The organism is Mesorhizobium sp. M0563, from assembly GCF_040321065.1.
Lineage (GTDB): Bacteria > Pseudomonadota > Alphaproteobacteria > Rhizobiales > Rhizobiaceae > Mesorhizobium.
Map to the genome: position 1 here is coordinate 21,971 of NZ_JAMYQV010000034.1, position 21,367 is coordinate 43,337.

General features: G+C 63.8%; 29 protein-coding genes. 18 read left to right on the forward strand and 11 right to left on the reverse strand.

Annotated features, from left to right (window positions below; all coding sequences use genetic code 11):
- Positions 1–48 precede the first annotated feature (48 nt).
- Entirely contained in the window at positions 49–1,671 is a 1,623-nt protein-coding gene (locus NKI50_RS28830) for an ABC-F family ATP-binding cassette domain-containing protein (RefSeq protein ID WP_352643612.1), read from the forward strand.
- A gap of 50 nt (positions 1,672–1,721) precedes the next feature.
- On the opposite strand, the gene NKI50_RS28835 is transcribed toward NKI50_RS28830, so the two are convergent.
- Positions 1,722–2,153: an SAM-dependent methyltransferase gene (locus NKI50_RS28835; protein ID WP_352496066.1), complete on the reverse strand. Its 432-nt coding sequence runs from the start codon at positions 2,151–2,153 to the stop codon at positions 1,722–1,724.
- A gap of 424 nt (positions 2,154–2,577) precedes the next feature.
- Between NKI50_RS28835 and NKI50_RS28840 the strand changes: the two genes are divergently transcribed.
- The gene (locus NKI50_RS28840) at positions 2,578–3,732 is read left to right on the forward strand and encodes a KamA family radical SAM protein (protein ID WP_502895809.1); all 1,155 of its coding nucleotides are present in this window, start codon (positions 2,578–2,580) and stop codon (positions 3,730–3,732) included.
- A 377-nt stretch (positions 3,733–4,109) separates the two neighbouring features.
- Entirely contained in the window at positions 4,110–4,904 is a 795-nt protein-coding gene (locus NKI50_RS28845) for a hypothetical protein (protein WP_198030471.1), read from the forward strand.
- On the opposite strand, the gene yghU is transcribed toward NKI50_RS28845, so the two are convergent.
- Positions 4,901–5,788, reverse strand: coding sequence for a glutathione-dependent disulfide-bond oxidoreductase (yghU, locus tag NKI50_RS28850; RefSeq protein ID WP_352642918.1), 888 nt, complete (start codon positions 5,786–5,788; stop codon positions 4,901–4,903). The two genes, NKI50_RS28845 and yghU, sit on opposite strands and share 4 nt — an antisense overlap.
- Positions 5,789–6,075: 287 nt before the next feature.
- On the opposite strand from yghU, the gene NKI50_RS28855 reads away from it, so the two are divergent.
- Positions 6,076–6,981: a S1C family serine protease gene (locus NKI50_RS28855; protein WP_023718127.1), complete on the forward strand. Its 906-nt coding sequence runs from the start codon at positions 6,076–6,078 to the stop codon at positions 6,979–6,981.
- Between the two features lie 15 nt (positions 6,982–6,996).
- On the opposite strand, the gene NKI50_RS28860 is transcribed toward NKI50_RS28855, so the two are convergent.
- The 5 genes from NKI50_RS28860 to NKI50_RS28880 form a co-directional block, all read right to left on the reverse strand.
- Entirely contained in the window at positions 6,997–7,608 is a 612-nt protein-coding gene (locus tag NKI50_RS28860) for a hypothetical protein (RefSeq protein ID WP_352718367.1), read from the reverse strand.
- A gap of 33 nt (positions 7,609–7,641) precedes the next feature.
- A complete protein-coding gene (locus NKI50_RS28865; protein WP_031193725.1) occupies positions 7,642–7,839 on the reverse strand; it encodes a hypothetical protein in 198 nt (65 codons plus the stop codon).
- Positions 7,840–8,048: 209 nt separating this feature from the next.
- A complete protein-coding gene (locus tag NKI50_RS28870) occupies positions 8,049–8,231 on the reverse strand; it encodes a DUF3606 domain-containing protein (RefSeq protein WP_023675702.1) in 183 nt (60 codons plus the stop codon).
- A gap of 11 nt (positions 8,232–8,242) precedes the next feature.
- On the reverse strand, positions 8,243–8,551 hold the full coding sequence (locus NKI50_RS28875; RefSeq protein WP_023675703.1) for a hypothetical protein: 309 nt from the start codon (positions 8,549–8,551) through the stop codon (positions 8,243–8,245).
- Positions 8,548–8,802: a hypothetical protein gene (locus NKI50_RS28880; RefSeq protein ID WP_023718130.1), complete on the reverse strand. Its 255-nt coding sequence runs from the start codon at positions 8,800–8,802 to the stop codon at positions 8,548–8,550. Before NKI50_RS28880 ends, NKI50_RS28875 begins: the two co-directional genes overlap by 4 nt.
- 122 nt (positions 8,803–8,924) lie before the next feature.
- On the opposite strand from NKI50_RS28880, the gene NKI50_RS28885 reads away from it, so the two are divergent.
- The 5 genes from NKI50_RS28885 to NKI50_RS28905 all read left to right on the forward strand — a co-directional run bounded on the left by NKI50_RS28885 (position 8,925) and on the right by NKI50_RS28905 (position 12,013).
- Positions 8,925–9,095: a hypothetical protein gene (locus NKI50_RS28885; protein ID WP_352642923.1), complete on the forward strand. Its 171-nt coding sequence runs from the start codon at positions 8,925–8,927 to the stop codon at positions 9,093–9,095.
- A gap of 169 nt (positions 9,096–9,264) precedes the next feature.
- On the forward strand, positions 9,265–9,591 hold the full coding sequence (locus tag NKI50_RS28890) for a PadR family transcriptional regulator (RefSeq protein ID WP_023718132.1): 327 nt from the start codon (positions 9,265–9,267) through the stop codon (positions 9,589–9,591).
- On the forward strand, positions 9,588–10,154 hold the full coding sequence (locus tag NKI50_RS28895) for a DUF1700 domain-containing protein (protein ID WP_352642925.1): 567 nt from the start codon (positions 9,588–9,590) through the stop codon (positions 10,152–10,154). Before NKI50_RS28890 ends, NKI50_RS28895 begins: the two co-directional genes overlap by 4 nt.
- Before the next feature lie 46 nt (positions 10,155–10,200).
- Entirely contained in the window at positions 10,201–10,908 is a 708-nt protein-coding gene (locus tag NKI50_RS28900; protein ID WP_352642927.1) for a GIN domain-containing protein, read from the forward strand.
- A 151-nt stretch (positions 10,909–11,059) separates the two neighbouring features.
- Positions 11,060–12,013 carry a prohibitin family protein gene (locus tag NKI50_RS28905; protein ID WP_023718135.1) on the forward strand — a complete coding sequence of 318 codons (954 nt, stop codon included), beginning with the start codon at positions 11,060–11,062 and terminating at the stop codon, positions 12,011–12,013.
- Positions 12,014–12,072: 59 nt separating this feature from the next.
- Here the strand turns inward: NKI50_RS28905 and NKI50_RS28910 are convergent, their stop codons facing one another.
- Complete coding sequence (locus NKI50_RS28910; protein WP_352481625.1) at positions 12,073–12,639, reverse strand: RBBP9/YdeN family alpha/beta hydrolase; 567 nt, start codon at positions 12,637–12,639, stop codon at positions 12,073–12,075.
- Positions 12,640–12,750: 111 nt separating this feature from the next.
- Here NKI50_RS28910 and NKI50_RS28915 point away from each other — a divergent pair, with 111 nt between their 5' ends.
- Positions 12,751–13,224, forward strand: a complete 474-nt coding sequence (locus tag NKI50_RS28915) for an Lrp/AsnC family transcriptional regulator (protein ID WP_023718137.1) — start codon at positions 12,751–12,753, stop codon at positions 13,222–13,224.
- Between the two features lie 24 nt (positions 13,225–13,248).
- Here NKI50_RS28915 and NKI50_RS28920 read toward each other — a convergent pair whose 3' ends face one another.
- Positions 13,249–13,725 (reverse strand): Lrp/AsnC family transcriptional regulator, encoded by a 477-nt coding sequence (locus NKI50_RS28920; RefSeq protein WP_031193729.1) that lies wholly within the window; start codon positions 13,723–13,725, stop codon positions 13,249–13,251.
- A 156-nt stretch (positions 13,726–13,881) separates the two neighbouring features.
- Here NKI50_RS28920 and NKI50_RS28925 point away from each other — a divergent pair, with 156 nt between their 5' ends.
- The 3 genes from NKI50_RS28925 to NKI50_RS28935 all read left to right on the forward strand — a co-directional run bounded on the left by NKI50_RS28925 (position 13,882) and on the right by NKI50_RS28935 (position 16,039).
- A complete protein-coding gene (locus NKI50_RS28925; protein WP_352481624.1) occupies positions 13,882–14,634 on the forward strand; it encodes a tryptophan 2,3-dioxygenase family protein in 753 nt (250 codons plus the stop codon).
- A gap of 398 nt (positions 14,635–15,032) precedes the next feature.
- Entirely contained in the window at positions 15,033–15,512 is a 480-nt protein-coding gene (locus tag NKI50_RS28930) for a DoxX family protein (RefSeq protein ID WP_352718370.1), read from the forward strand.
- A 173-nt stretch (positions 15,513–15,685) separates the two neighbouring features.
- Positions 15,686–16,039, forward strand: coding sequence for a hypothetical protein (locus tag NKI50_RS28935; protein WP_023718140.1), 354 nt, complete (start codon positions 15,686–15,688; stop codon positions 16,037–16,039).
- Positions 16,040–16,115: 76 nt separating this feature from the next.
- On the opposite strand, the gene NKI50_RS28940 is transcribed toward NKI50_RS28935, so the two are convergent.
- Positions 16,116–16,421 (reverse strand): hypothetical protein, encoded by a 306-nt coding sequence (locus tag NKI50_RS28940; protein ID WP_023675713.1) that lies wholly within the window; start codon positions 16,419–16,421, stop codon positions 16,116–16,118.
- Between the two features lie 212 nt (positions 16,422–16,633).
- Positions 16,634–17,452: a class I SAM-dependent methyltransferase gene (locus NKI50_RS28945; protein WP_023718142.1), complete on the reverse strand. Its 819-nt coding sequence runs from the start codon at positions 17,450–17,452 to the stop codon at positions 16,634–16,636.
- A gap of 399 nt (positions 17,453–17,851) precedes the next feature.
- On the opposite strand from NKI50_RS28945, the gene NKI50_RS28950 reads away from it, so the two are divergent.
- From NKI50_RS28950 to NKI50_RS28970, 5 genes are all read left to right on the forward strand, one after another.
- A complete protein-coding gene (locus tag NKI50_RS28950; RefSeq protein ID WP_023718143.1) occupies positions 17,852–18,259 on the forward strand; it encodes a hypothetical protein in 408 nt (135 codons plus the stop codon).
- 3 nt (positions 18,260–18,262) lie between these two features.
- Positions 18,263–18,661, forward strand: coding sequence for a hypothetical protein (locus NKI50_RS28955; protein WP_023718144.1), 399 nt, complete (start codon positions 18,263–18,265; stop codon positions 18,659–18,661).
- A 79-nt stretch (positions 18,662–18,740) separates the two neighbouring features.
- Complete coding sequence (locus NKI50_RS28960) at positions 18,741–19,292, forward strand: terminase large subunit domain-containing protein (RefSeq protein WP_352642931.1); 552 nt, start codon at positions 18,741–18,743, stop codon at positions 19,290–19,292.
- Positions 19,293–19,582: 290 nt separating this feature from the next.
- Positions 19,583–20,338, forward strand: coding sequence for a phage terminase large subunit family protein (locus NKI50_RS28965; RefSeq protein WP_051409635.1), 756 nt, complete (start codon positions 19,583–19,585; stop codon positions 20,336–20,338).
- A complete protein-coding gene (locus NKI50_RS28970; protein ID WP_352642933.1) occupies positions 20,335–20,949 on the forward strand; it encodes a hypothetical protein in 615 nt (204 codons plus the stop codon). Before NKI50_RS28965 ends, NKI50_RS28970 begins: the two co-directional genes overlap by 4 nt.
- Positions 20,950–21,367: the final 418 nt, after the last annotated feature.

The window sequence follows — 21,367 nt, forward strand, 5'->3', positions numbered from 1 at the left end:
CCGATCGCGTAAGGCGCGGGGAAAATCCCTGAAGCCTCGCGTGGAAGCATGATTCGTCTCGAAAGCATCAGCAAGCAGAACGGCAGGCAGATCGTCTTCATCGAAGCTTCGGCCGCCTTGCAGAAAGGCGAGAAGGTCGGGCTGGTCGGTCCCAACGGCGCCGGCAAGACGACGCTGTTTCGCATGATCGACGGCGAGGAGCAGCCTGACGAAGGCCAGGTCTCGGTCGATCGCGGCGTCACCATCGGCTATTTCAGCCAGGATGTCGGCGACATGTCCGGCCGCAGCGCCGTCGCCGAAGTGATGGACGGCGCCGGGCCGGTGAGCGAAGTGGCGGCCGAGATGCGCGAGCTCGAGCACGCCATGGGCGACCCTGACCAGGCCGACCAAATGGACGAGATCATCGCCCGTTACGGCGAGGCGCAGCATCGTTTCGAGGAGCTCGACGGCTATGCGCTGGATGGGCGCGCCCGCGAAGTGCTGGACGGGCTCGGCTTCAGCCAGGAGATGATGGACGGCGATGTCGGCAAGCTGTCCGGCGGCTGGAAAATGCGCGTGGCGCTGGCCAGGATCCTTTTGATGCGGCCCGACGCCATGCTGCTCGACGAGCCGAGCAACCATCTCGACCTCGAAAGTCTGATCTGGCTGGAGCAGTTCCTGAAGAACTATGACGGCGCGCTGCTGATGACCTCGCACGACCGCGAGTTCATGAACCGCATCGTCAACAAGGTGGTCGAGATCGACGGCGGCTCGCTGACCGCTTACTCCGGCAACTACGAATTCTACCAGCAGCAGCGGGCGATTGCCGACCGGCAGCAGCAGGCGCAGTTCGAGCGCCAGCAGGCGATGCTGGCCAAGGAGATCGCCTTCATCGAGCGCTTCAAGGCGCGGGCGTCACATGCCGCCCAGGTGCAGAGCCGGGTGAAGAAGCTGGACAAGATCGACCGTGTCGAGCCGCCCAAGCGCCGCCAGAAAGTGTCGTTCGACTTCCAGCCGGCGCCGCGCTGCGGCGAGGACGTGGTGACGCTGAAGAACATCCACAAAAGCTATGGCAGCCGCTCGATCTACGAGGGGCTGGATTTTCAGGTGCGTCGCCGCGAGCGCTGGTGCGTGATGGGCATCAACGGCGCCGGCAAGTCGACGCTGCTGAAGCTGGTGGCTGGCGCTTCCGAGCCGGATAATGGCACGGTGGCGCGCGGCCCGAGCGTCAAGATGGGCTATTTCGCCCAGCACGCCATGGAAGTGCTGGAGGGCGAGCGCACCGTGTTCCAGACGCTGGAAGACGCGTTTCCGCAGGCCGGCCAGGCGCCGCTCAGGGCGCTGGCCGGCTGCTTCGGCTTTTCCGGCGACGAGATCGAGAAGAAATGCCGCGTGCTGTCGGGCGGCGAGAAGGCGCGGCTGGTGATGGCACTGATGCTGTTCGATCCGCCCAATTTGCTGGTGCTGGACGAGCCGACCAACCACCTCGACATCGCCACCAAGGAGATGCTGATCACGGCACTGTCGCAGTACGAGGGGACCATGCTGTTCGTCTCGCATGACCGGCATTTCCTGGCGGCGCTGTCGAACCGGGTGCTGGAACTGACGCCCGAGGGGATTCATACCTATGGCGGCGGCTATACGGAGTATGTCGAGCGCACCGGGCAGGAGGCGCCGGGGTTGAGGAGCTGAGGCGCCGACCCAGCTCTGCCGCTCGATTCCTGAGGCTAAGCACGAGCTGTTCAGCCGTGTATCGCAATTTCGCGCAGCGGATCGCCGCCGTCGATGAACAGCCGGCCTTGCGCGGTCAACACAGCGCCGAGCCGTTGCAGGGCGATTTTTCCCGCTTCGGGATGACGACCGTCCAGCGCGCCGACGCGCACCGCAACGGCAATGTCGAAGCGCTTCTCGTCGGCCTCCAACTCGAAATCTTCGATCGCGACCTGGCGAAGACTCAACCGGCCTGCCGCAATCTCGGCGCGCGAGGCGGCTCCGGCCTGTGCGATGGCCTTGGCGGAGCGATCGATCGCCAGCACATGCCCGCCGCCGATCCGGCGCGCGATCTCGCGCGCCGCAGCACCTGGTCCGCACCCGATCTCCAGCACGCGCATGCCCGGCCGCAAAGGCAGCGCGTTGATGATCGCCAAAAGCCTTGGCGACAAGTCGTTCGCCATTCCCTGTTCTCCAGCTTTTTCGCGATCCGAGATTAGCGACCGCGGCCGGCGACGGGAAGAGACGCGGACATCGCCGATGCATTCACCCAGCTGCCGGGTCGAGGAGGGACATGATCAACATCGAAGAGAACTGGTCGGTCGCCTCAATTGCGGCGGCCGAGCGGCCCGGCGTCGTTGACCTGAGGGGTAGGGAGGGACTGGCGCCGAGCCTAACCGGTGGGGGGTAGATTACCGGCCGTTTATGTGTATACGCTCAAGCTAATATAAGAGCAAGCTAATGTTATGCGTCAGCGGGCGGGACGTTGGTTTCTGATCAGTGGACGGCCGCCGCCTCCTGGCCGCGCACTCCAACCGGCCCAACACCGCTTATTGCCTTCAAGTCGTGGCTCCAATGCTGTACCCAGCCCGAATTCAAGGAGCCTCCATGACCTCACATCCCGACATCCCCGACGCCAGCATGGCCGTCGATGCGGCCGGCATGACAGCCGATGACGAGCGTGCCGACGAGGCGGATGCCGCATGGCAGGACGATGTTCGCGAGGGCGTGCGGCACATAGGCGATCTGGATTCCCTGCCGCTGTCGCCTGCCGAGCGCGCGGCGGCCGAAGCCGCGGCCACGCGTCACAAGGTTCGCATTCCCAAGGCCTATCTCGACCTGATCGACTGGAGCGACCCGGCCGATCCGATACGGCTTCAGGTCATCCCGTCGCCCAATGAACTGACGGAGCAGGAGGGCGAGCTCGACGATCCGATCGCCGACCACGCCTTCAGTCCGGTGCCGAGATTGACGCATCGCCATGCCGACCGGGTTCTGCTGTTCCCGACCTATCAATGCGCGGTCTATTGCCGGTTCTGCTTTCGCAAGGAGTCGCTGACCTCGATCGGCCGGGGTTTTTCGCGCGAGGCGCTGGAGCCGGCGTTCGCCTACATCGAGTCCCATCCGGAAATCCGCGAGGTGATTCTGACCGGCGGCGATCCGCTCTCCCTGCCGGACAAGACGCTGACGGAAATCCGCGCCCGCGTCGAGGCGATCCAGCATGTGCGGCTGTTGCGCATCCACACCCGCGTGCCCGTGGCGCTGCCCTCGCGCGTCACCGGCGGGCTGGTTCAAGCCTTGCAGGGCCGGCTGATGGTCACGGTCGTCACCCATTTCAACCATCCGCGCGAGATCACCGAGGCGACCGAGCGGGCCTGCCGTACTTTAAGGCAGGGCGGCTTCGTGCTGCTGAACCAGAGCGTTCTGCTGAAAGGCGTGAACGACACGGTCGAGGTGCTGGAAGAGCTGTGCCGCGAGCTGATGTACCGCCTTGGCGTCAAACCCTATTACCTGCACCACGGCGATCTCGCGCGCGGCATGGCGCACCGGCGCACCACGATCGCCGAGGGCCAGGCGCTGGTCAGCGCCTTGCGTGCGCGCCTGTCGGGCATCTGCAACCCCGTCTATGTGCTGGACCTGCCGGACGGCGGAGGGAAAGTGCCGCTCGGCCGGTCCTATCTCGAGGCGCGGGACGGGGAGACGTGGCAGATACGTGGGCTTGATGGGGTTGTGAGGGCGTACAGGGAGGTTGCTGGGGAGTAGGGGACGCGCAGCCACCGAACCGTCGAGGTCGCGTTCAGCTTATGTAGTAATGTCCCATATAGATATCATGGTCTAGACAGGACATGTTCGGTTCTGGGAATGTGCATTGGACGTTCCGCTAGTTTAGTCAACTAATATATATCGCCCAACTCATATCGTCGGTTTTGGGCTAGCGGGAAAACCTGCCTCCTGCTTGTACGACGGTGCCTGAGGCCACACTTTACAACCGGCTGGCAAAGCTCCCTTTTGTTGATGTCAGCCTAAATCCGGCTGGTGTTTCGATGCGGCGTTGAGGCTATAGAGCCGTTCAACCGGGCGGCCTTGAGATGCATTTCGGTCGGTCGAGAGGGGGTATGGTGATCGACGGAACGCCAAACGTGATTCTGCTGATCGGCAGCGCCCCCGATGTGGTGCGCTGCGCGGCCTGGCCCAAGCAGGCCTTCGGCAAGATCGTCGCCATCAACAATGCCTGGCGCGTGCGCCCCGACTGGGATTTCCTCGTCCATGCCGGCGATTTCCCGGCGGAGCGGATGCCGCAAGGCGATCCCCTGCAGCAGGCGCAGATCTTCAGCGCCTCGCATTACGTTCCGGCGCAAAACAGCTTTGGCGGCTTCGTCTATGCCGGCGGCACCATGTCGATGACGGCGGCCTACTGGACGATCCACAGCCAGAAGCCCGACGTGCTGGCATTCCTTGGCTGCGACATGATCTACGACCAGCCCGGCAACACGCATTTTTACGGCGTCGGCCGCGCCGACCCTTTGCGCAACGACGTCACGCTGCGCAACCTCGAGGCGAAGTCGGCCCGCCTGCTCATCCATGCGCTCCGGCGCGGGTGCCTGTGCGTCAACCTATCCGACCTGCCGCGCAGCCGGCTGATCTTCCCGCGGCTGACGCTCGACGAGCTCGGCGCGCTGTCTTCCTCGCAGCTTTCGGAAATGAAGGCGGAGATGCTTGCCGGCCTGCAACTCGATCAGGCGGAGGAGGCCGACAGGATCGAGAAGGAACTCGGCTATTTCTTCGAGGACGGCATGTACTGGAAGCACCTCGACAAGCTCGACGAGAAATTCCTGGCCGATATCGACAGGCTGTGGATGGCGGCGGTGGAGGCGAGCCAGCCGAAGCTGCCAATCTCCCCCACGAGGGGGGAGATCGGCGTGGCATCCGCTTAGCTTTTGGCCGCCTCGAGCTTGTCTTGCGTCTTCGTCTCGAAATCGCTGGCGTCATGGCGCTCGTGCAGCTGCATCGAAGGCTCGCCGAAGGTGCGATTGACCATGCGGCCGCGCTTGATCGCCGGCCGGGCGTCGATGGCGTCGGCCCAGCGCTGCACGTTCTTGTACTCTTCCACCTGCAGGAACTCGCCGGAATCATCATACATGCGGCCCTTGGCCAGGCCGCCATACCAGGGCCACACCGCGATGTCGGCAATCGTGTAGTCGCTGCCGCCTAAATACTCGCTTTCGGCCAGGCGCCGGTCAAGCACGTCCATCTGCCGCTTGGTCTCCATGGCGAAGCGGTCGATGGCATATTCGATCTTCATCGGCGCATAGGCATAGAAATGGCCGAAGCCGCCGCCGAGATAGGGCGCCGACCCCATCTGCCAGAACAGCCATGACAGGGTTTCGGCACGAGCCGGCTGCTCTGTCGGCAGGAATTCGCCGAATTTTTCGGCGAGATAGAGCAGGATCGAACCGGATTCGAAGATGCGGATCGGCTTTTCGCCGCCGCGGTCCATCATGGCCGGGATCTTGGAGTTGGGGTTGACCTCGACGAAGCCGCTGCCGAACTGGTCGCCGTCATTGATCCTGATCGGCCAGGCGTCGTATTCGGCGCCGCTGTGGCCGAGCGCCAGAAGCTCCTCCAGCATGATCGTCACCTTGACGCCGTTCGGCGTCGCCAGCGAATAAAGCTGCAGCGGATGCTTGCCGACCGGCAGTTCCTTGTCATGCGTCGGGCCGGCGATCGGCCGGTTGATGCTGGCGAAAGCGCCGCCATTTGGCTTGTTCCAGGTCCAGACTTTTGGCGGCGTATATTGGTCCGTTGTGTAGTCGTTCATGTCGGGAGGCCTTTGGATTGGAAGGATTGGGGATTGGAAGGATTGGGGAGGATCTCAGGGTATCAACTTGGGTGATGGAGGAGGAACTTTGCATAGGACAGCTTCGGATAGCCGTAGGTACAGATAGGGCGGCCGGCGCTGTTGCAAAACCCCGGCGCCAACGGCGAGGCGCCGGTCCACACCAAAGCCGGCGCCGCCTCTTGCGCCTGGTCACCTGCGCCATACCTATAGCCCATATCGGCCTGCGAACCTCATATCAGCCTGCGAACATTGCCAGGAACCAAAGCATGAATATCGAGCCCCTTTTGCGATCCATCGTGGCCGTCCGCGCCACCGTCCCCGAAGACGCCTTCACGGCAGACGCGCTGGGCACCCGCCGCGAAGGCAGCGGCGTCGTCATCCGCGGCGACGGGTTGGTGCTCACCATCGGCTATCTCATCACCGAGGCCGAGGAGGTCTGGCTGGCCGACCAGGACGGCCGCGTGGTGCCCGCCCATGCGCTCGCCTACGATCAGGAATCGGGCTTCGGCCTGGTGCAGGCGCTGGCGCCGCTCGGACTGCCCGCCATTGCGCTCGGTGATGCGTCCAGGGCGAAGATCGGCGATCCCGTCGTGCTCGCCGACGGCGTCGGCCGCTCGGTGCGGGCGCAGATCGTCACCAAGCAGGAATTCGCCGGCTATTGGGAATATCTGCTCGACGAAGCGATCTTCACGGCGCCGGCCCACCCCTCATGGGGCGGCGCCGGCCTCATCGGCGCTGATGGCAGGCTGCTCGGCATCGGTTCGCTGCGCCTGCAGATGAGCCGCAACGGTGAGGTCGCCGACATCAACATGGTGGTGCCGATCGATCTGCTGCCGCCTATCCTCGACGATCTCCTGACGCGCGGCCAGGTCGCCAGGCCGCCGCGGCCGTGGCTCGGCGCCTTCTCGGCCGAGAGCGACGGCAAGGTCGTGGTGATGAGCGTCGCCGAGGGCGGCCCGGCCGCCCAGGCGGGCCTACGCCAGGGCGACGTCATCTCGGATGTCCGCGACGCGGCGGTCGACGGGCTCGCCGATTTTTATCGCAAGCTGTGGAAGAGCGGCCCGGCGGGCGCCGAGATCCCGATCCGCGTGCTGCGCGACGGCCGCGAAACCTGGCTGCGCGTCAAATCCGCCGATCGCAACAGCCTGCTGTGGAAGCCGCCGCTGCAGTGAGGCAACCGAAACCTCTCACGCTCCGCAAGCGCTGAAGCCAGTGCCTGGGGTCCACTCCGCGAACGGGATGACCTTGCCTTCGACCGATACGGTCGCGTGCCTGGTGGTGCCGTCCGCCAGCTTCTTGCTGCTTTTGCCCTTGCCGGTCAGCACATTGTAGTCGCAGTCGCCGGCAACATTGTCGTCCATGTAATCCCAATATTCGTAGGCGAAACCGGCGACGACGAACGTGCCGTTGCGCCAGGCGAGCGCCAGCGTCTTGTTGGTCCGCTCGCTGCCGATCTCCATCGCCGGAATATAGAGCTTGATCGAGCCGTTGGGGAGCGCGGTGAGTTCGGGCTCGGCGTCGGATGTGGCGGGGCCTGGCCGGTCGTAGTCCTTCCATTCCGCGTAAATCTGTTCATGCACGACCCCGGCAGGCCTGAGAAAATTGCCGTCGCGGTCCCTGAGGAACAAATGCAGGTCCATGGAATAGCCGGGCTCGGTCTCAACGATCATCGCCAGATCGGCGGCGCCATCGCCGTTCCAGTCGCCGGTCGCCGCCGTGATGATCTTCTGGGTCTCGATCGGCTCCGCCAGGGCGGCGGCCGGCAGCAACAGGACCAGACCGAATATTGTCGATCGCATGTAAATCCCCCGAGCTTGGGCAGGCCGCGCTTCTCAGGAGGCCCGGCTCTGCCGCGTCTCGGAACGGCTCGTCTCGTTGAGCAGCCGGCAGAGCGAAACCGCTTCACGACGGCTCAGGCCGATCAGCGCGATCTGCGAAAATTGCGCCGGCAGATCGTGAACGATGTCCCACACCATCCATCGTCCGTTCGGCTCCAAGACACATTCGTAGCGCAATAGTTGTTCCTGCATCCGACCCCCCGGCTTTGCTCACCGGACTGGTACAGTGTCGAGGTAAATGAGTTGTTGCGCCGCGAGAGTATTCCACGGCTATCAAAACCAGGCGTTGAATCCCGCAGCGGCGAGCCTGACACACAGCAGGCCGCCCGGCGGGGCGGATCTCGACAAGGCGGCAGGGCAGGGACGCTTCTGGCGTGAGCGGCGCCGGCCGCCAACGTGGATCAGGCGTTGCGGCTCGCCATATGCGCGTCGAGCTTCCTCCTCGAGGGGCCGTAGCGCTTGATAATGGTCGCGGCCTCGCTTTGCGGTATGCCGTATTTGCGGGCAAACGCAGCGACCTCGTATGGCTCTTCGCCGGAGACCAGTTTGCGATCCTGCTTGGTCTTGGATTTGTCGTCGGCCATGGCGTCCTCCATCACATCTGGTCGTTATAGGGCTCCTTGGTCCGGCCGACCATCCTGGCCAGTTCGGCAAAGGACGGCACGCCGGTTTCGCCCTGGGCATTGTTGGCCGCCTGCAGCAGCCTGAGCGGAAAGCAGACGGCGTCGCGGTTGGACGGCGACATGTCTTCATAGAGACGCTCGTCGCTGGTCATCGCCGCCTCGGCCCGGCGCAACGCCATGTCGACTTCGTCGACCGATAACAGGCCCTTGTGGACCAGCGCGTTGTTGACGGCCGCGATTGCCATCATCAGTCCTTCGAGCTGGAGATTGGCGACGTTCATCGTCTTGCGTCCTTGCCGGGCTTCTTGACGGTAGCCTTGCCGTCTGGACGGATCGCTGCGCGCGGCGGGTTCTGGCCCTCCGAATGCCGGGTCTTGTCGTCGAAATCGTCAGCCGGCCTGGTCAATCCCATGCCGCCGGGAGGTGGCTTGTTGCCGGCCGCATCCTGCGAGAATTCGTCGGCCGCGTCGGGGCTCGTCTTTGCCGGATATTTCCTCGCTCCGGTCTCGTAGCGGTTCTGGTCGTCGGCCATGTCCTGTGCTCCGGTTGCAATGAGCAGATAACTTTCATGCGACGGCAGCGGTTCCGTGGCGAAATCGACCTTGCCGGTGCCGCAGCCTTAGCAATCTGTCGGGTTTTCGTGCATTCTTGTGCATGCCAACGATGCTTCGCTCCGACGCGCCGGCAAAATGCTGCTCCTACTGCGGTGGGCGCGACCACAATTACGAGGATTGCCCGAAGCGCAAAAGCGATGCCGAACGGCAGAAGGACGCGTCAGGCAACGCCTACCAGCGCGGCGCTGCGGCTGGAGTGGAAGTCCGCTAAAGCGGTTCCAGAAAAGTGTCGGCGGTTTTCCGTCCGGAACTGCGTCAAACAGACAAGCGGTTTTCAAAGCCAATCTCCATTGTCCGCCTAGCCTGATGGCGAGCTACCAATCGCTACCTTGCATAAACAGGTAGCGTGTTATATACAGCCATTGAATTGGAAGTTACGCATGACCGACTCGATCCAGGTGCAATTGCGAAAAGGCGCTCTCGAGTTGTGCGTCCTGGCCGTGCTGTCGCGGGGCGAAAGCTATGGCTACGAGATCGCCAGCACGCTGGTCGCCGCTGTGAACATGGGAGAAGGCACGATCTATCCGCTGATGCGGCGGATGCAGAATGACGGCCTCGTCGCCACCCGCATCGTCGAGTCGAGCAGCGGGCCGCCGCGCAAATATTACCGGCTCACGCCGCTCGGCCAGCAGGCTTTCGAAGCTCATCGCCGCGACTGGCGCTCGCTCGCGGGCGCAGTCGACAAACTTCTTGAGGATTTGCCATGACCAGGGATGCCTTGCTGCGAAAATTGAGACTGGGGCTCGCCGGCCTGCCAACTCAGGAGATCGAGGATATTATTGGCGACTACGCCGCCTATTTCGCCGATGCCTCGGGCCGCAGCGAAGCGGAGGTCGCGGCGGCCCTGGGTGACCCGGCCAGGCTTGCCCGCGAACTCCGCGCCGAAGCTGGGCTGCGCCGTTTTGAAACTCATTGGAGCGTGTCGAACATGTTGGCGGCGACGTTCGCGCTTGCCGGCCTTGCCTTCGTCGACATCGTCTTCCTGCTGCCGCTGCTCATCACCGCGGTCGTGCTTGCGCTCGGCCTTGGCATCACGCTTGTCGCCATCGGTGCGCTGGGCATCAAGATCATTCTGACCACGCTGCTGTTCGAGCCCGGCGGCACGCTCACGGCGATGCTTGGCCGCGTCTTCATCGGCGCCGGACTGGTGTGCGGGTTCCTCGGCGGCGGCGCCCTGCTGTTGCTGGGGTCGAGCGCCGGCATACAGGTCTTCGGGCGCTATGCCCGGATGCATTCCCGTCTGACCCACCCGGACCGCAACCAGGCTTGAGCGGTGCCAAGATCGCAATTTGTCATCACGTTGAAGGAAACGGACCATGACTGGAAAACTGGCATTCGTCGCAGCGGCGGGACTGGCCGGCGCCGCGCTCTTCCTGGCCGTCGGCATCGGGCTGGCCGGGCCGGACTGGATCAACGCCGGGGGTTCATGGATTGGCGGACAATCCACCTGCGGAGCAACCACATCGACCAGAAAAGAGGTCACGCTGCCGTTCCGCAACGACGGCAGTTTCACGATCGCTTTGCCGGCTTCAGTCCGTTATCAGCCGGGTGACAAGGCCGAGGCCGTCGTCAGCGGCGAGTCGACCCTGATCGACCATGTGCGGATGGAAGGCAGCAGGCTCACCTTGGATTGCGAACCGGGCTGGTTCGCGTCCCGGTTCGATGTCAGCGTGTCGGGGCCGGCAATTTCAGACTGGAAAGTGGTCGGCAGCGGCGACCTTGCCCTGTCGCAGATCAATCAGCCCGGGCTGCAGCTGAACATCCGCGGCAGCGGCAGCGTTACCGCAACCGGAACCGCCCAGACGGTCGATCTGGATATCCGCGGTTCGGGCACCGGCCGGCTCAGGAACCTTATCGCCCAATCCGCGCGGATCGAGATCCGCGGCAGCGGCGATGCGGAGATTACCGCACAAGCGTATGCGGACGTCACGATTTCCGGCAGCGGTGACGTCGACGTCTATGGGCGCCCGACCATGCGGCGTTCGGAGGTCAGAGGCAGCGGCAGCATTACGCAGGTGCCGTGAAGCAATTTCGGCGTAGGGAATTGCCCTGGCCGGCCCGAACCACCCGGCCGGTCCGACCGGCCGGCGCGAACATCCTTCCATGTCCAGAGGATTGCAATGCCGCCACTATTGTGGGCAAAACCAGCACGGGCAATCAAGTTGGGGTGGGGCAATGACCGATACGCAAGGCAATTCGGGCCGTCCGCAGGGCAAGCCGGGGACGGCGTCGATCGGTTCCGGCCTGATCGCCCTCGTCATCGTGGCGCTCGGCGTCTTTGCGCTCCTGGGATCCTGGTACACGATCGACCAGGGCGACCGCGGCGTGCTCTTGACCAACGGGGCGCTGAGCTCGGTCGTCGATCCCGGGCTGCATTTCAAGCTGCCATGGCTGCAGCGCGTCGAGAAGATCAGCCTGCGCCAGCAGGTGCTCAAATGGGGCTGCGAGAACCAGAACGATTGCAGCGGCCTGCCGGCCATGCAGGCCTATTCGCGCGACCAGCAGCCGGCGGACATGCGCGTCACCGTCAATTTCCACGTGCCGGCCGCCGAAGTCAGCAACGTCTACACCAATTACGGGTCGATCGAGGCACTGGCCGACCGTGTCATCGCCAGGAAAGCACCGCAGGAAATCAAGACGGTGTTCGGCCAGTACGACGCGGTGTCGGTGATCCAGAACCGGGCGAAGTTCAACAAGGACGTCGCCGAGGCCATTGCGGCGGTAACCGATGGCCCGGTGATGATCGACAGCGTGCAGGTCGAGAACATCGACTTCTCCGACGCCTACGAGCAGGCGGTCGAAGCCAGGATGACGGCGCAGGTCGAGGTGCAGAAGCAGGAACAAAACCTGCAGCAGGAAAAGATCAAGGCCGACATCGCCGTCACCCAGGCCAAGGGCCGCGCCGACAGCGTCAAGGCCGAAGCCGAAGCCAGCGCCTACAAGACCAGGATCGAAGGCGAGGCGACCGCGGAAGCCATCAAGGCCCGCGCCGCCGCAATCGCCAACAATCCGCTGCTGGTCGAACTGACCAAGGCGGAGAGATGGAACGGGGAATTGCCGAAGTCGATGATCCCGGGCTCAACCGTACCGTTCCTCGAACTCAGCTCGCCGGCCGCAGCATCGAACTGAGGCGCGGCATCGCGGCGCAACCAGGTCAGAGCGGCGGCGCGGTAGCCGTCCTGATGCGGTCACGGCTGAAGCACGGCGCCTCGGGCGCTTGCTTGCGTTTGCCCGAGAAAAGCCGTCAGCAGCTCCATTCCCGCCGGCCAGTCGCCGAGCCCGCTGTCGCCATTGATGTGGCCAAGCGGTCCGGCGATATGGAGATCGCTGCCCCAGCGCTCGGATTTTGCCCTGACATAGTCCAGCGAGCCGTAGGGATCGTTGGTGCTGGCGACAATCAGCGAGGGAAAGCGAAGCCGTTGTTGCGGTGTCTCGGCGAAGGCGCGGGCGGAGGAGGGGAAGGCCGGCGACGCAGGGTCCGGAACCGCAACCAGCAACGCGCCGCCGACCTCGCGGGGCGAGATCCGCTGCCAGTGCGCGACCAGCAGGCAGCCGAGGCTATGGGCGACGAGCACCGGTGGTGTCCTTGCCAGGCCTACAGCGGCTTCCAGCGCAGCCACCCAGTCGTCGAAGTCCGGCGCGTCCCAACTCGCCGGGCTGAACCGCCGCATCGCCAGGTCCGCCTGTTGCCAACGTGTCTGCCAGTGGGCTTTGCCCGATCCGCCGATGCCCGGCACAATGATGAATTCGGTCATGCGAAGCCCTTCTCTCCTGATGCAACGCGCGCAATTCTAGGTCTTCTCCCAGGCGGCGGAATGAGAGATCATCGGAAAGCAGCGAAGAAATCCGATGGATTAAAGGTGATCATGCGGAACGGCGATTATCGGCCAAGGCTCGATCCCACCGATCTGGCGATCATCGAGATCATGCAGGAGGATGGCCGCATCGGCATCTCCGAGCTTGGCCGCCGCGTCGGCCTGTCCCAGCCCGCCGCTTCGGAACGGGTGAAGCGGCTGGAGGAGCGCGGCGTCATCACCGGTTACAAGGCGGTGATCAATTCGGCAGCGCTCGGGCTCGGCACCATGGCGGTCATCCGCTTGCGCACCACGCATGAGCATATCCAGGCCTGCCTGAAGAAGTTCGCCCAGTTGCCGGAGGTGATCGAGGTACTGCGGGTGACCGGCGAGGACTGTTTTCTGGTCAAAGTCGTAGTCCCGTCACCGCCCGACCTTGAAAGCATCGTCGACAGCATCGGCCACTACGGCACGGTGACGACAAATGTGGTTCTGCGCGCCGAGCCACCGAAGCGGCTGGGGCGCGAATTGGTGACGAGGGCCTGACCGGGGCGCCGCCCCGCCGCCCGTCTATCGCTTTGTCTGCGTATGCCCGACGGCATTGGCGAACGAGATGCCGCCCTTGATCTCGCGCATCGCCATCGAGGTAATCGTGCGCCGCACGCCGGGTAACCGGCTGAGCTCCTCGCGCAGCATCCTGTCGAGCGCCATCATGTCGACGGTGACGATCTGCAGGAGATAGTCGGCCTCGCCTGTCGTGGCGTGGCAGCGGCGGATCAGCGGATGCTTCTGCACCGCCGCCTCGAAGGCGTCCGACAGCTCGAAATCGATCGACACCTGGATAAAGGCTTCGATGCCGAAGCCGAGCTTGGCCGGGTCGATGCGGGTCGAGTAGCCGCGGATGACGCCGGCGTCCTCCAGCGCCTTGACCCGCTTCCAGCACGGCGTCTTGCTCAGGCCAACCTCGTCGGCGAGCGCGGCAAAGGAGATGCGGGCATCGCGTTCGAGCGCCGCGACGATCTTCCGGTCGACCGCATCCAGCAGCATTCGTTCTTTCCTTCCGCTTCAGATGCAGTTTTTGTCCTTTGTTTCCCGCCAGCCGAATAACAGAAAGGGACAATGTTCGGCAAGAAAGCGATTAGACTCGGGGACCGGGACCCAACAAGCGCCTGCGGCCCGACGGCCGGGGCAAGGAGCATGGCCATGGACAAGCAGGACTATTATGCCCGCATCGAAACGCCTGAGATGCGCGACTATGGCGTCTACCTCAAATGCGACAGGCTGCTCGCCTGCCAGAAGCCGCTGGCCGAGATGGTCAATGCCGACGAGCTGCAGTTCCAGATCGTGCATCAAGTCGAGGAACTGTGGATGAAGCTCATCGCCTATACGCTGGTCGACGTCGTCGATTTCCTGGAAAAGCAGGACACGCATCGCATCGTCACGCTGATGGGGCGCGTGCACCGGCTGATGCGCATGATGACGGCGCAGCTCGACCTGCTCGAAACCATGTCGCCCAAGGAATACCAGCAGATCCGGTTGCAGCTCGGCAATGGCAGCGGCCAGGAATCGCCGGGCTTCAAGCAGCTGCTGCGGCTGCCGCCCGATCTGTGGCGGGCCTTCAAGGCGTCCTACCTCGATGGCCGCGGGCTCTCGGTCGAGGACGTCTACGATGCCGGCTACGATCACGGCGACAGCTATGTCGTTGCCGAAGCGCTGGTCGAGTTCGACGAGCTGTTCCAGAAATTCCGCGCCAACCACCTCTACCTCATCCACCGCACGATCGGCCTCGGCGCGAAATCGCTGAAGGGCCGGCCGGTCGAATTGCTGGAGGCCGGCGCCCGCCACCGCTTCTTCCCGGAGCTCTGGGACATACGCTGGGCGATGACCGACCGCTGGGGCAGCCAGTATGGAACGATACGGGAGCCGATCAGCAAGCCGGGGGCCAAGGTGGGGTAGTCCTGAACCTGGTTCCTCGCCCTAGTAAAGGCAGGCAATCGATAGGGAGTCCCCCTCATCCGGCCGCGGAGCCTGTCCTCGGGCTTGCCGGAGGCAAGACCCGTGGGCGGCCACCTTCTCCCCGCTGGGGAGAAGAGGCTGGCATCAACGCAGGCGACCTCCTCTCCCCTCGGGGAGAGGTCGGACTGCCCCGAATTGCCCTTCGCAATTCGGTTGGCAATCCGGGTGAGGGGGCACTTGCCCATATGCGCCCTGCCTCCATTGGGCGAGGAACCAGGTTCTGCAATGTCTGGCCCGCTACGCGCTTGTATCCTGCAGGTTTTTCGGGGGATGATGTCGGGCTTGCGGCTGGTGGTGCGTCCTTGGGGCGAAACCGTCGCAACTCTTGGGAGGACATCATGACCTTGGAAACCACTCAATCATCCGTTCAGTCGCCGTGGCAGACCGCGGCAATCCTTGTCGCCCGCCTGATCTTTGCCGCCGTCTTCCTGATGGCCGTGACCTTCAAATTCATCGATATCGGCGCCACCGCCGGCTATATCGCGGCGGCCGGATTTCCGTTCCCGCTGTTCCTGGCCTGGTGCGCAGCCCTGCTCGAGGTCGTCCTCGTCCTATGCTTCCTGACCGGCGCCTTCTTCTCCTGGGCAGCACTCGTCGCCGGCGCCTATGTGCTGTTCCTGGGCTTCGCCTTCCACGGGCCATCGCACTGGGCCGGCAACCAGGCGGAGTTCGGCTTCTTCGTCGACCATTTCACCTTCCTGGCCGGGCTGCTGTTTGCCGCCGTGCACGGGCCAGGCCGCGTCCTGGCGCTGAAGCTTGGCAGGGGTGATGCCGGAATTTCGGATCCGGCGTCTCGATCCGCACCAGCATCGTCGTGACATCGAGGACGGCCGGGTCCCGTCATTCAGGCCATCGCAGGTCGAGTGCAATAAAAGCGACAGCTAAAGTAACGGGCGTTCTAGGTTTATGCTTTTTGTAGAGGCGCCTGCATTCCCTCTGTACTTCCAACTTTCGACGGGCTAAGCAAGACACGGGTCTTTAGGGGGAATTCATGAACATCGCCACGCGTTTTGCTGCCGCCATGATCGGCGCGTCACTGCTTGCCGGCTGCACCACGTTGACCGAAGGCGAATTCAACACGATGCATGCCACGCTTGAAGGCAGCCCTGCCGTGAAGCGCCTGGTCATCAAGGACTGCATTGCAAGAGAGAAATCCACGTCGCTCGGCGAAAAGAAAACGTACGCTGCGTTCATGAATGTGAGCGTGGCGAAGTACGAGACGGCCCTGTGCAGCCGTATCAGCAATGCCATTGCCAGTGGCAGACTGACCTACGCCGACTATGTGAAGCTGCATTCGCCAACCGCCGACAACAGCAAGGTCATCAGGATCATGCAGGGCCGCTAGCAGTCGCCGCCAGCCCGGCACGGCAGCCGTTATCGCTGTGTCAACTCCGATCGCGGCGCCAGTTATGATCGCCGCGTCACATCTGGTCGTTGTAAGGTTCCTTGATCTGACCGACCATGCGCGCCAGTTTCGAGAAGGACGGCATGTCCGTCTCCGGCTGACACTGATTGGCCAACTCCAGCAGTCGGATCGGGAAGTTGACGGCGTCGCGGCTCGACGCCGACATGCCTTCGGACCTTTCCTCGTTGGTCTCGCTGGCTTCGGCCTTGCGCAAGGCGATGTCTATCTCCTCGACAGAGAGCACGCCCTTGCGGACCAGCACCTGATTGATCGATGCGATGGCCATAAGCAGGCCTTCGAGTTGCAGATTGGCGACATTCATGGCTTTTGCTCCCATTGGCTAAGCTTCAAACGCGCGAATGCCTGTTCTGATCCGGACGGTGGCGTCTCGCCGGCCGGTGTGCCTCGCCCACCACCTCGCATTTTTTGCTGCCGCCACATTTTGTTCTTGCTTTGTGCCGGCAGCTATGCTACTAATCTGGGTATGGTGCTGATTCACACCGACGACCCGCCTCCCGAGGCGGGTTTTTTGTTTCAGGCCGGTTTGGAGACTATCACGGCGAGCGAGGCGAGCTTTCCGTCACTCAGGCTTCGGATGTAGTTGCGGCGGCGCTGCAGGAATTCCGCGCCCATGACGATTTCATTTGCCTGCTGCTGCGCCGGCGAGGGCACGATGCCGGAATTGGCTCTCTTCAGCGCCAGCTCAACATGTTCGCCGGTTTCGTCGACGATCTCGTCGATGCGAAACCCGGCATCGCCAAACAGGGCTTTCAATTTTTCCCGATCGGCGAGGTGACTGGTCGCCGGCGAAACCGCCCATGGCATGGGGTAGTATGGCGCGCCGCCGGCGAGCACGGCCTCGGTCCAGATCAGCCTGCCCCGCGGTTTCAGCACGCGCCAGGCCTCGTCGATGACCGCGGCCTTATTCTCGATGTTCATGCCGACATAGAAGCAGATCGCCGCATCGAAGGTGCTGTCGCCAAAAGGCAATTTCGTCGCGTCGGCCTGATGGAAGCGAACCTTGTCGGACAATCCGCTGAGGGCGGTCAGTCGGCTCGACGCGGCGACAAAGGCCGGCGTCAGGTCGATGCCGTCGACCTGGCAGCCATAGGTCGAGGCCAGAAACCTTGCCGGCCCGCCAATGCCGCTGCCGATATCCAGGATCCGATCTGTCGGCGAAGGCGCAAGACGGGCCGCATGCTCCCGCGTGGCGATCAGTTCGCGGCCATGGAGCTGATCGAATGGATAGAGTTGCGCGGCGGCGAGTTTGCCGGCCGGGTCGGCGTCCGGGATCGCGGCCAAGATGCGATCGATGATGCCGTCGCTGCCGTAGTGACTGGTGACATTGTCCATGACGCGTTCCCCTCAAGCGCAAACACCATCCCATCAACGCAAGTCTCACGCAATGCCCCGCCTTTCTCGCCAAAGAACCCCTCTTTCCAGCCGTCCACCGATGAAGGGTGCGAGGTCGTCAGTGCATTTTTTTCCGCTGATGCCACATTTTGTTCTTGCTTTGTGCCGGCAGCTATGCTACTAATTTGGGTATGGTGCCAATTGGCTCCAACGACCCGCCCGCCGAGGCGGGTTTTTTGTTTCAGGCTTCCTTTTCGACCAAACGTTACGTGAGCTGCCAGCTGTGGGGCCGGCAGGACAGGGGCGCGAAGGAACGCGACCTGACGATCGTCGGAACCGCGAAATCACCAACCATGAATCCCGCAACGCGCTCGTGCGCCCACCCCAGAGAACATCCCCATGTCCAACCGTTACGCCACCATCATCACCGACGATGACGGCCACGAGGTCGTCAGCGCCATTGGCGAGTTCGCCGGCGCCGCACCCTATGCACGCATCGGCCGCTTCGAACTGGTCGCCGCCGGCGTGCGGATCGGTATGCTGCGTGGCGGTATCGTCGATGCGGTCGGCGGCTTCGGCTTCCCGTCGGAAGCACTCGACGGCAAGGCGGTGGCAATTCTCAGGGCACGGCTGAATGCCTTGCTTGACGCCGGTGCGATGAAGCCCGGCACGCTGACTGATGCGAAGCCGGCGAGCCAGCCGCACAAGCCGAAGTCGGCACGCGCCGGCAAGAAGGCCAAGCCGCGCAAGCGCATTGTGCGGCCAGCCAACAAGAAGCCGGCGATCTCCGCCGGGACGGCAGAGTAGGGCATGGCCAAGGCTCCTTCCACCGGCGATCCCCAGCCGCACGATCAAGCACCCGGCAAGCGAACCAAGCGGGCGAAGAAGACGCTGGCCGACGGCTTCCTCGAAGCGATCCGCGCCGATTTCCGCGCCCATGGCGCCGGCGTCATCGCCGAGGTGCGCGCCGAAAAGCCCGATCAGTATCTGAAGCTCGTGCTCTCGGTGCTGCCCAAGGATCTTAGTGTCAACATCAACAATCTGGATGCATTGAGCGATGACGAAATCAGGCAGCGCATCCGCGGCCTCGAAGCCGTCCTTAGGCCGTTCCTCGAGAAGCCGGACTTCGCAAAAGGCTTCGCCCAGCCGGGCGGCAAGGAAGGAATATCTCAGCCTGCTGGCGGAGCTGGACCGGAGGCGCCGCACTAACCAGCTTGCCGCCTATCGGCCTTATCCCCGACAGGCCGAATTTCACGCAGCCGGCGCGACCAATCGCGAGCGCCTGTTCATGGCCGGCAACCAGCTCGGCAAGACCAGGGCGGGCGGCGCCGAGTGGGCGATGCACCTCACCGGCCGCTATCCCGATTGGTGGCAAGGCAAGGTTTTCGATTGTGCGGTACGGATGTGGGCGGCCGGCGTCACCGGTGAAAGCACGCGCGACAACCCGCAGCGCATCCTGATCGGCCCGCCGCAGCAGCAGGCGGCCTGGGGCACCGGGATGATCCCGGCCGACGCGATCGTCAGCACGATGGCGGGACGGGCGCCGGGCGCGCTCGACAGCATCGTGGTGCGCTGGGGCGGCGGTGGCGATGTCCAGGCCGACGAATCGGTGCTGTCGTTCAAGAGCTACGAGAAAGGCCGCGAGAAATGGCAGGGCGAAACGCTGCACGGCGTCTGGTTCGACGAGGAGCCGCCGCTCGACATCTATTCCGAGGGACTGACCCGCACCAACGCCACCGGCGGCATCACCATCGTCACCTTCACGCCGCTGCTCGGCATGTCGGACGTGGTGCTGCTGTTTTTGTCCGCGGAGCAGGTGGGAGGGATGGGGAGGGGATGACAGGGCTGCGAAATCGCGCAACTCGCGTTCCTTCGCGCCCCCTCTGTCCTGCCGGACATCTCCCCTCTAGTGGGGAGATTGGATGTCGCATTGGCTTTCGCCAATCTCCAATGCTTGCGGATAAGCGAGACGCTGAAGCTGCCATCTCCCCCCCCTTGAGGGCCCCTTGAGGGGGAGATGTCCGGCAGGACAGAGGGGGGCGCTGTCCCGCCATCATGAAAACATCTTACCGAACAGCAGCATACGTCCAACACCTGCCACCATGATTCAATGCCGCGAGGGTGAAAACAATGACCCGTCACGTCACCTTCATGACCATCGACGATGCCGAGCATTATACGCCGCAGCAGCGCGCCGAGATCATTGCCGCCTATCCGGCGCATGAGCGTGAGGCGCGGGCCAAAGGCATTCCGGTGCTCGGCTCCGGCCGCATATTTCCGGTGGCCGAGGAGCTGATCGCCTGTGAGCCGTTCCCGCTGCCGCGCTATTGGCCGCGGCTCGGCGCACTCGATTTCGGCTGGGACCATCCCTCGGCGGCGGTCGAGCTCGCCTGGGATACGGAGGCCGACGTCGTCTATGTCACAAAGGCCTGCCGCGCTTCGCAGCAGACTCCCGCCATGCAGGCGCTGACTCTGAAACCGTGGGGCGAATGGCTGCCATGGGCATGGCCGCGCGACGGCCGCCGCGAGACACTGGAGGGTGCCGGCACCGCGCTTGCCAAGCAATATTCGGCACATGGGCTGAACATGCTCGCCAGCCATGCGCAGTTCGCCGACGGTTCGGTATCGGTCGAGGCCGGGCTGATGGACATGCTCGATCGCATGCAATCAGGCCGCTTCAAGGTGTTTTCGACGCTTTTGCCGTGGTTCGAGGAGTTCCGGCTCTATCACCGCCGGGATGGCCAGGTGGTGAAGTTGCGCGACGATTTGATGGCGGCGACCCGCTATGGCGTGATGATGCTGAGGGAAGCGGTGGTCGACCCGGCGGTGTTCAAAGCCGCGCGGCGGAAGGCGGGGCAGGCCGATCCGCTGGGGGCGTTTCGGTGACCATCCGCATCATCCCCGCCACACTGCGCGATCTCTCCTATATCGCCGCCAACCTGCGGCCGGAGGACCGAGCCGAGATCGACTGCCAGTTCGACGAGTGGTCGCCGGCTTTGCTGGCGCTGACGGCGCTGCAGGGGTTTGCCTATGTTGCCGAGCTCGACGGCAATCCGGAGGCCGGCTTCGGCGCCGCCGAACAGCGCAGCGGGCTGTGGATCGCCTGGAGCTGGGGCACGCGCCGCATGAGGCGCTGCGTGCCTGGGATTACGGAATTCTTTCACGCCGTGCTCGGGCCGCAGGTTGCGGCGCACGGCGCCTGGCGGGTCGAGGCGCGAGCGCTGGCCGCCAATGAATTGGCACTGCGCTGGCTGGCCCGGCTTGGTGCCACGCAACGCTGCCGCCTGCCGGGCTACGGCCGGAACGGCGAGGATTTTCTGCTCTACGACTGGACGAGAATCTCTCACTTTGGAGCAAACCATGTGCCTTTTTCAAAAGCCGCCGGCGCTGAAGCCGTTGCCGCCGACACCCGACCATTGCCGACAAGGACGTGCAGGCGCGCGAGGCCGCGTTGCGGGCCCAGCTGGCGGCCAATGATGGGACCGCGGGAACGGTGAAGACCGATTTGTCGCCCAGTGAGCTCACCGGCCAGCGCCGCGTGCTGCTGGGGGTTTGACATGGGCGCGATGAGAAGAGTGTTCCGCAACCGCGTGCTGGCGTGGTGGTACTGGCGCCGGCACGCAAGGTTGGTGAAGAAGAGAGGCGGGTGATGCTGCCGATCTCCCCCCTCGTGGGGGAGATGCCCGGCAGGGCAGAGGGGGGCACTGTCCCGCCGGCCTTGGTGATCAATTTGTAAGTTGCCGCCATCGGCTCATTCCGGCGGGAAACGAAAACAGAGGCTGGCGTTCCTTCGCGCCCCCCTCTGGCCTGCCGGCCATCTCCCCCCTCGAGGCAGGGGAATCGCATATGGCGATTTTGGGGTTGAGTTTAGGCTGAGAAAGGATTCTTTGGAGAGGCAGTTGAGCGAAGGAGCGA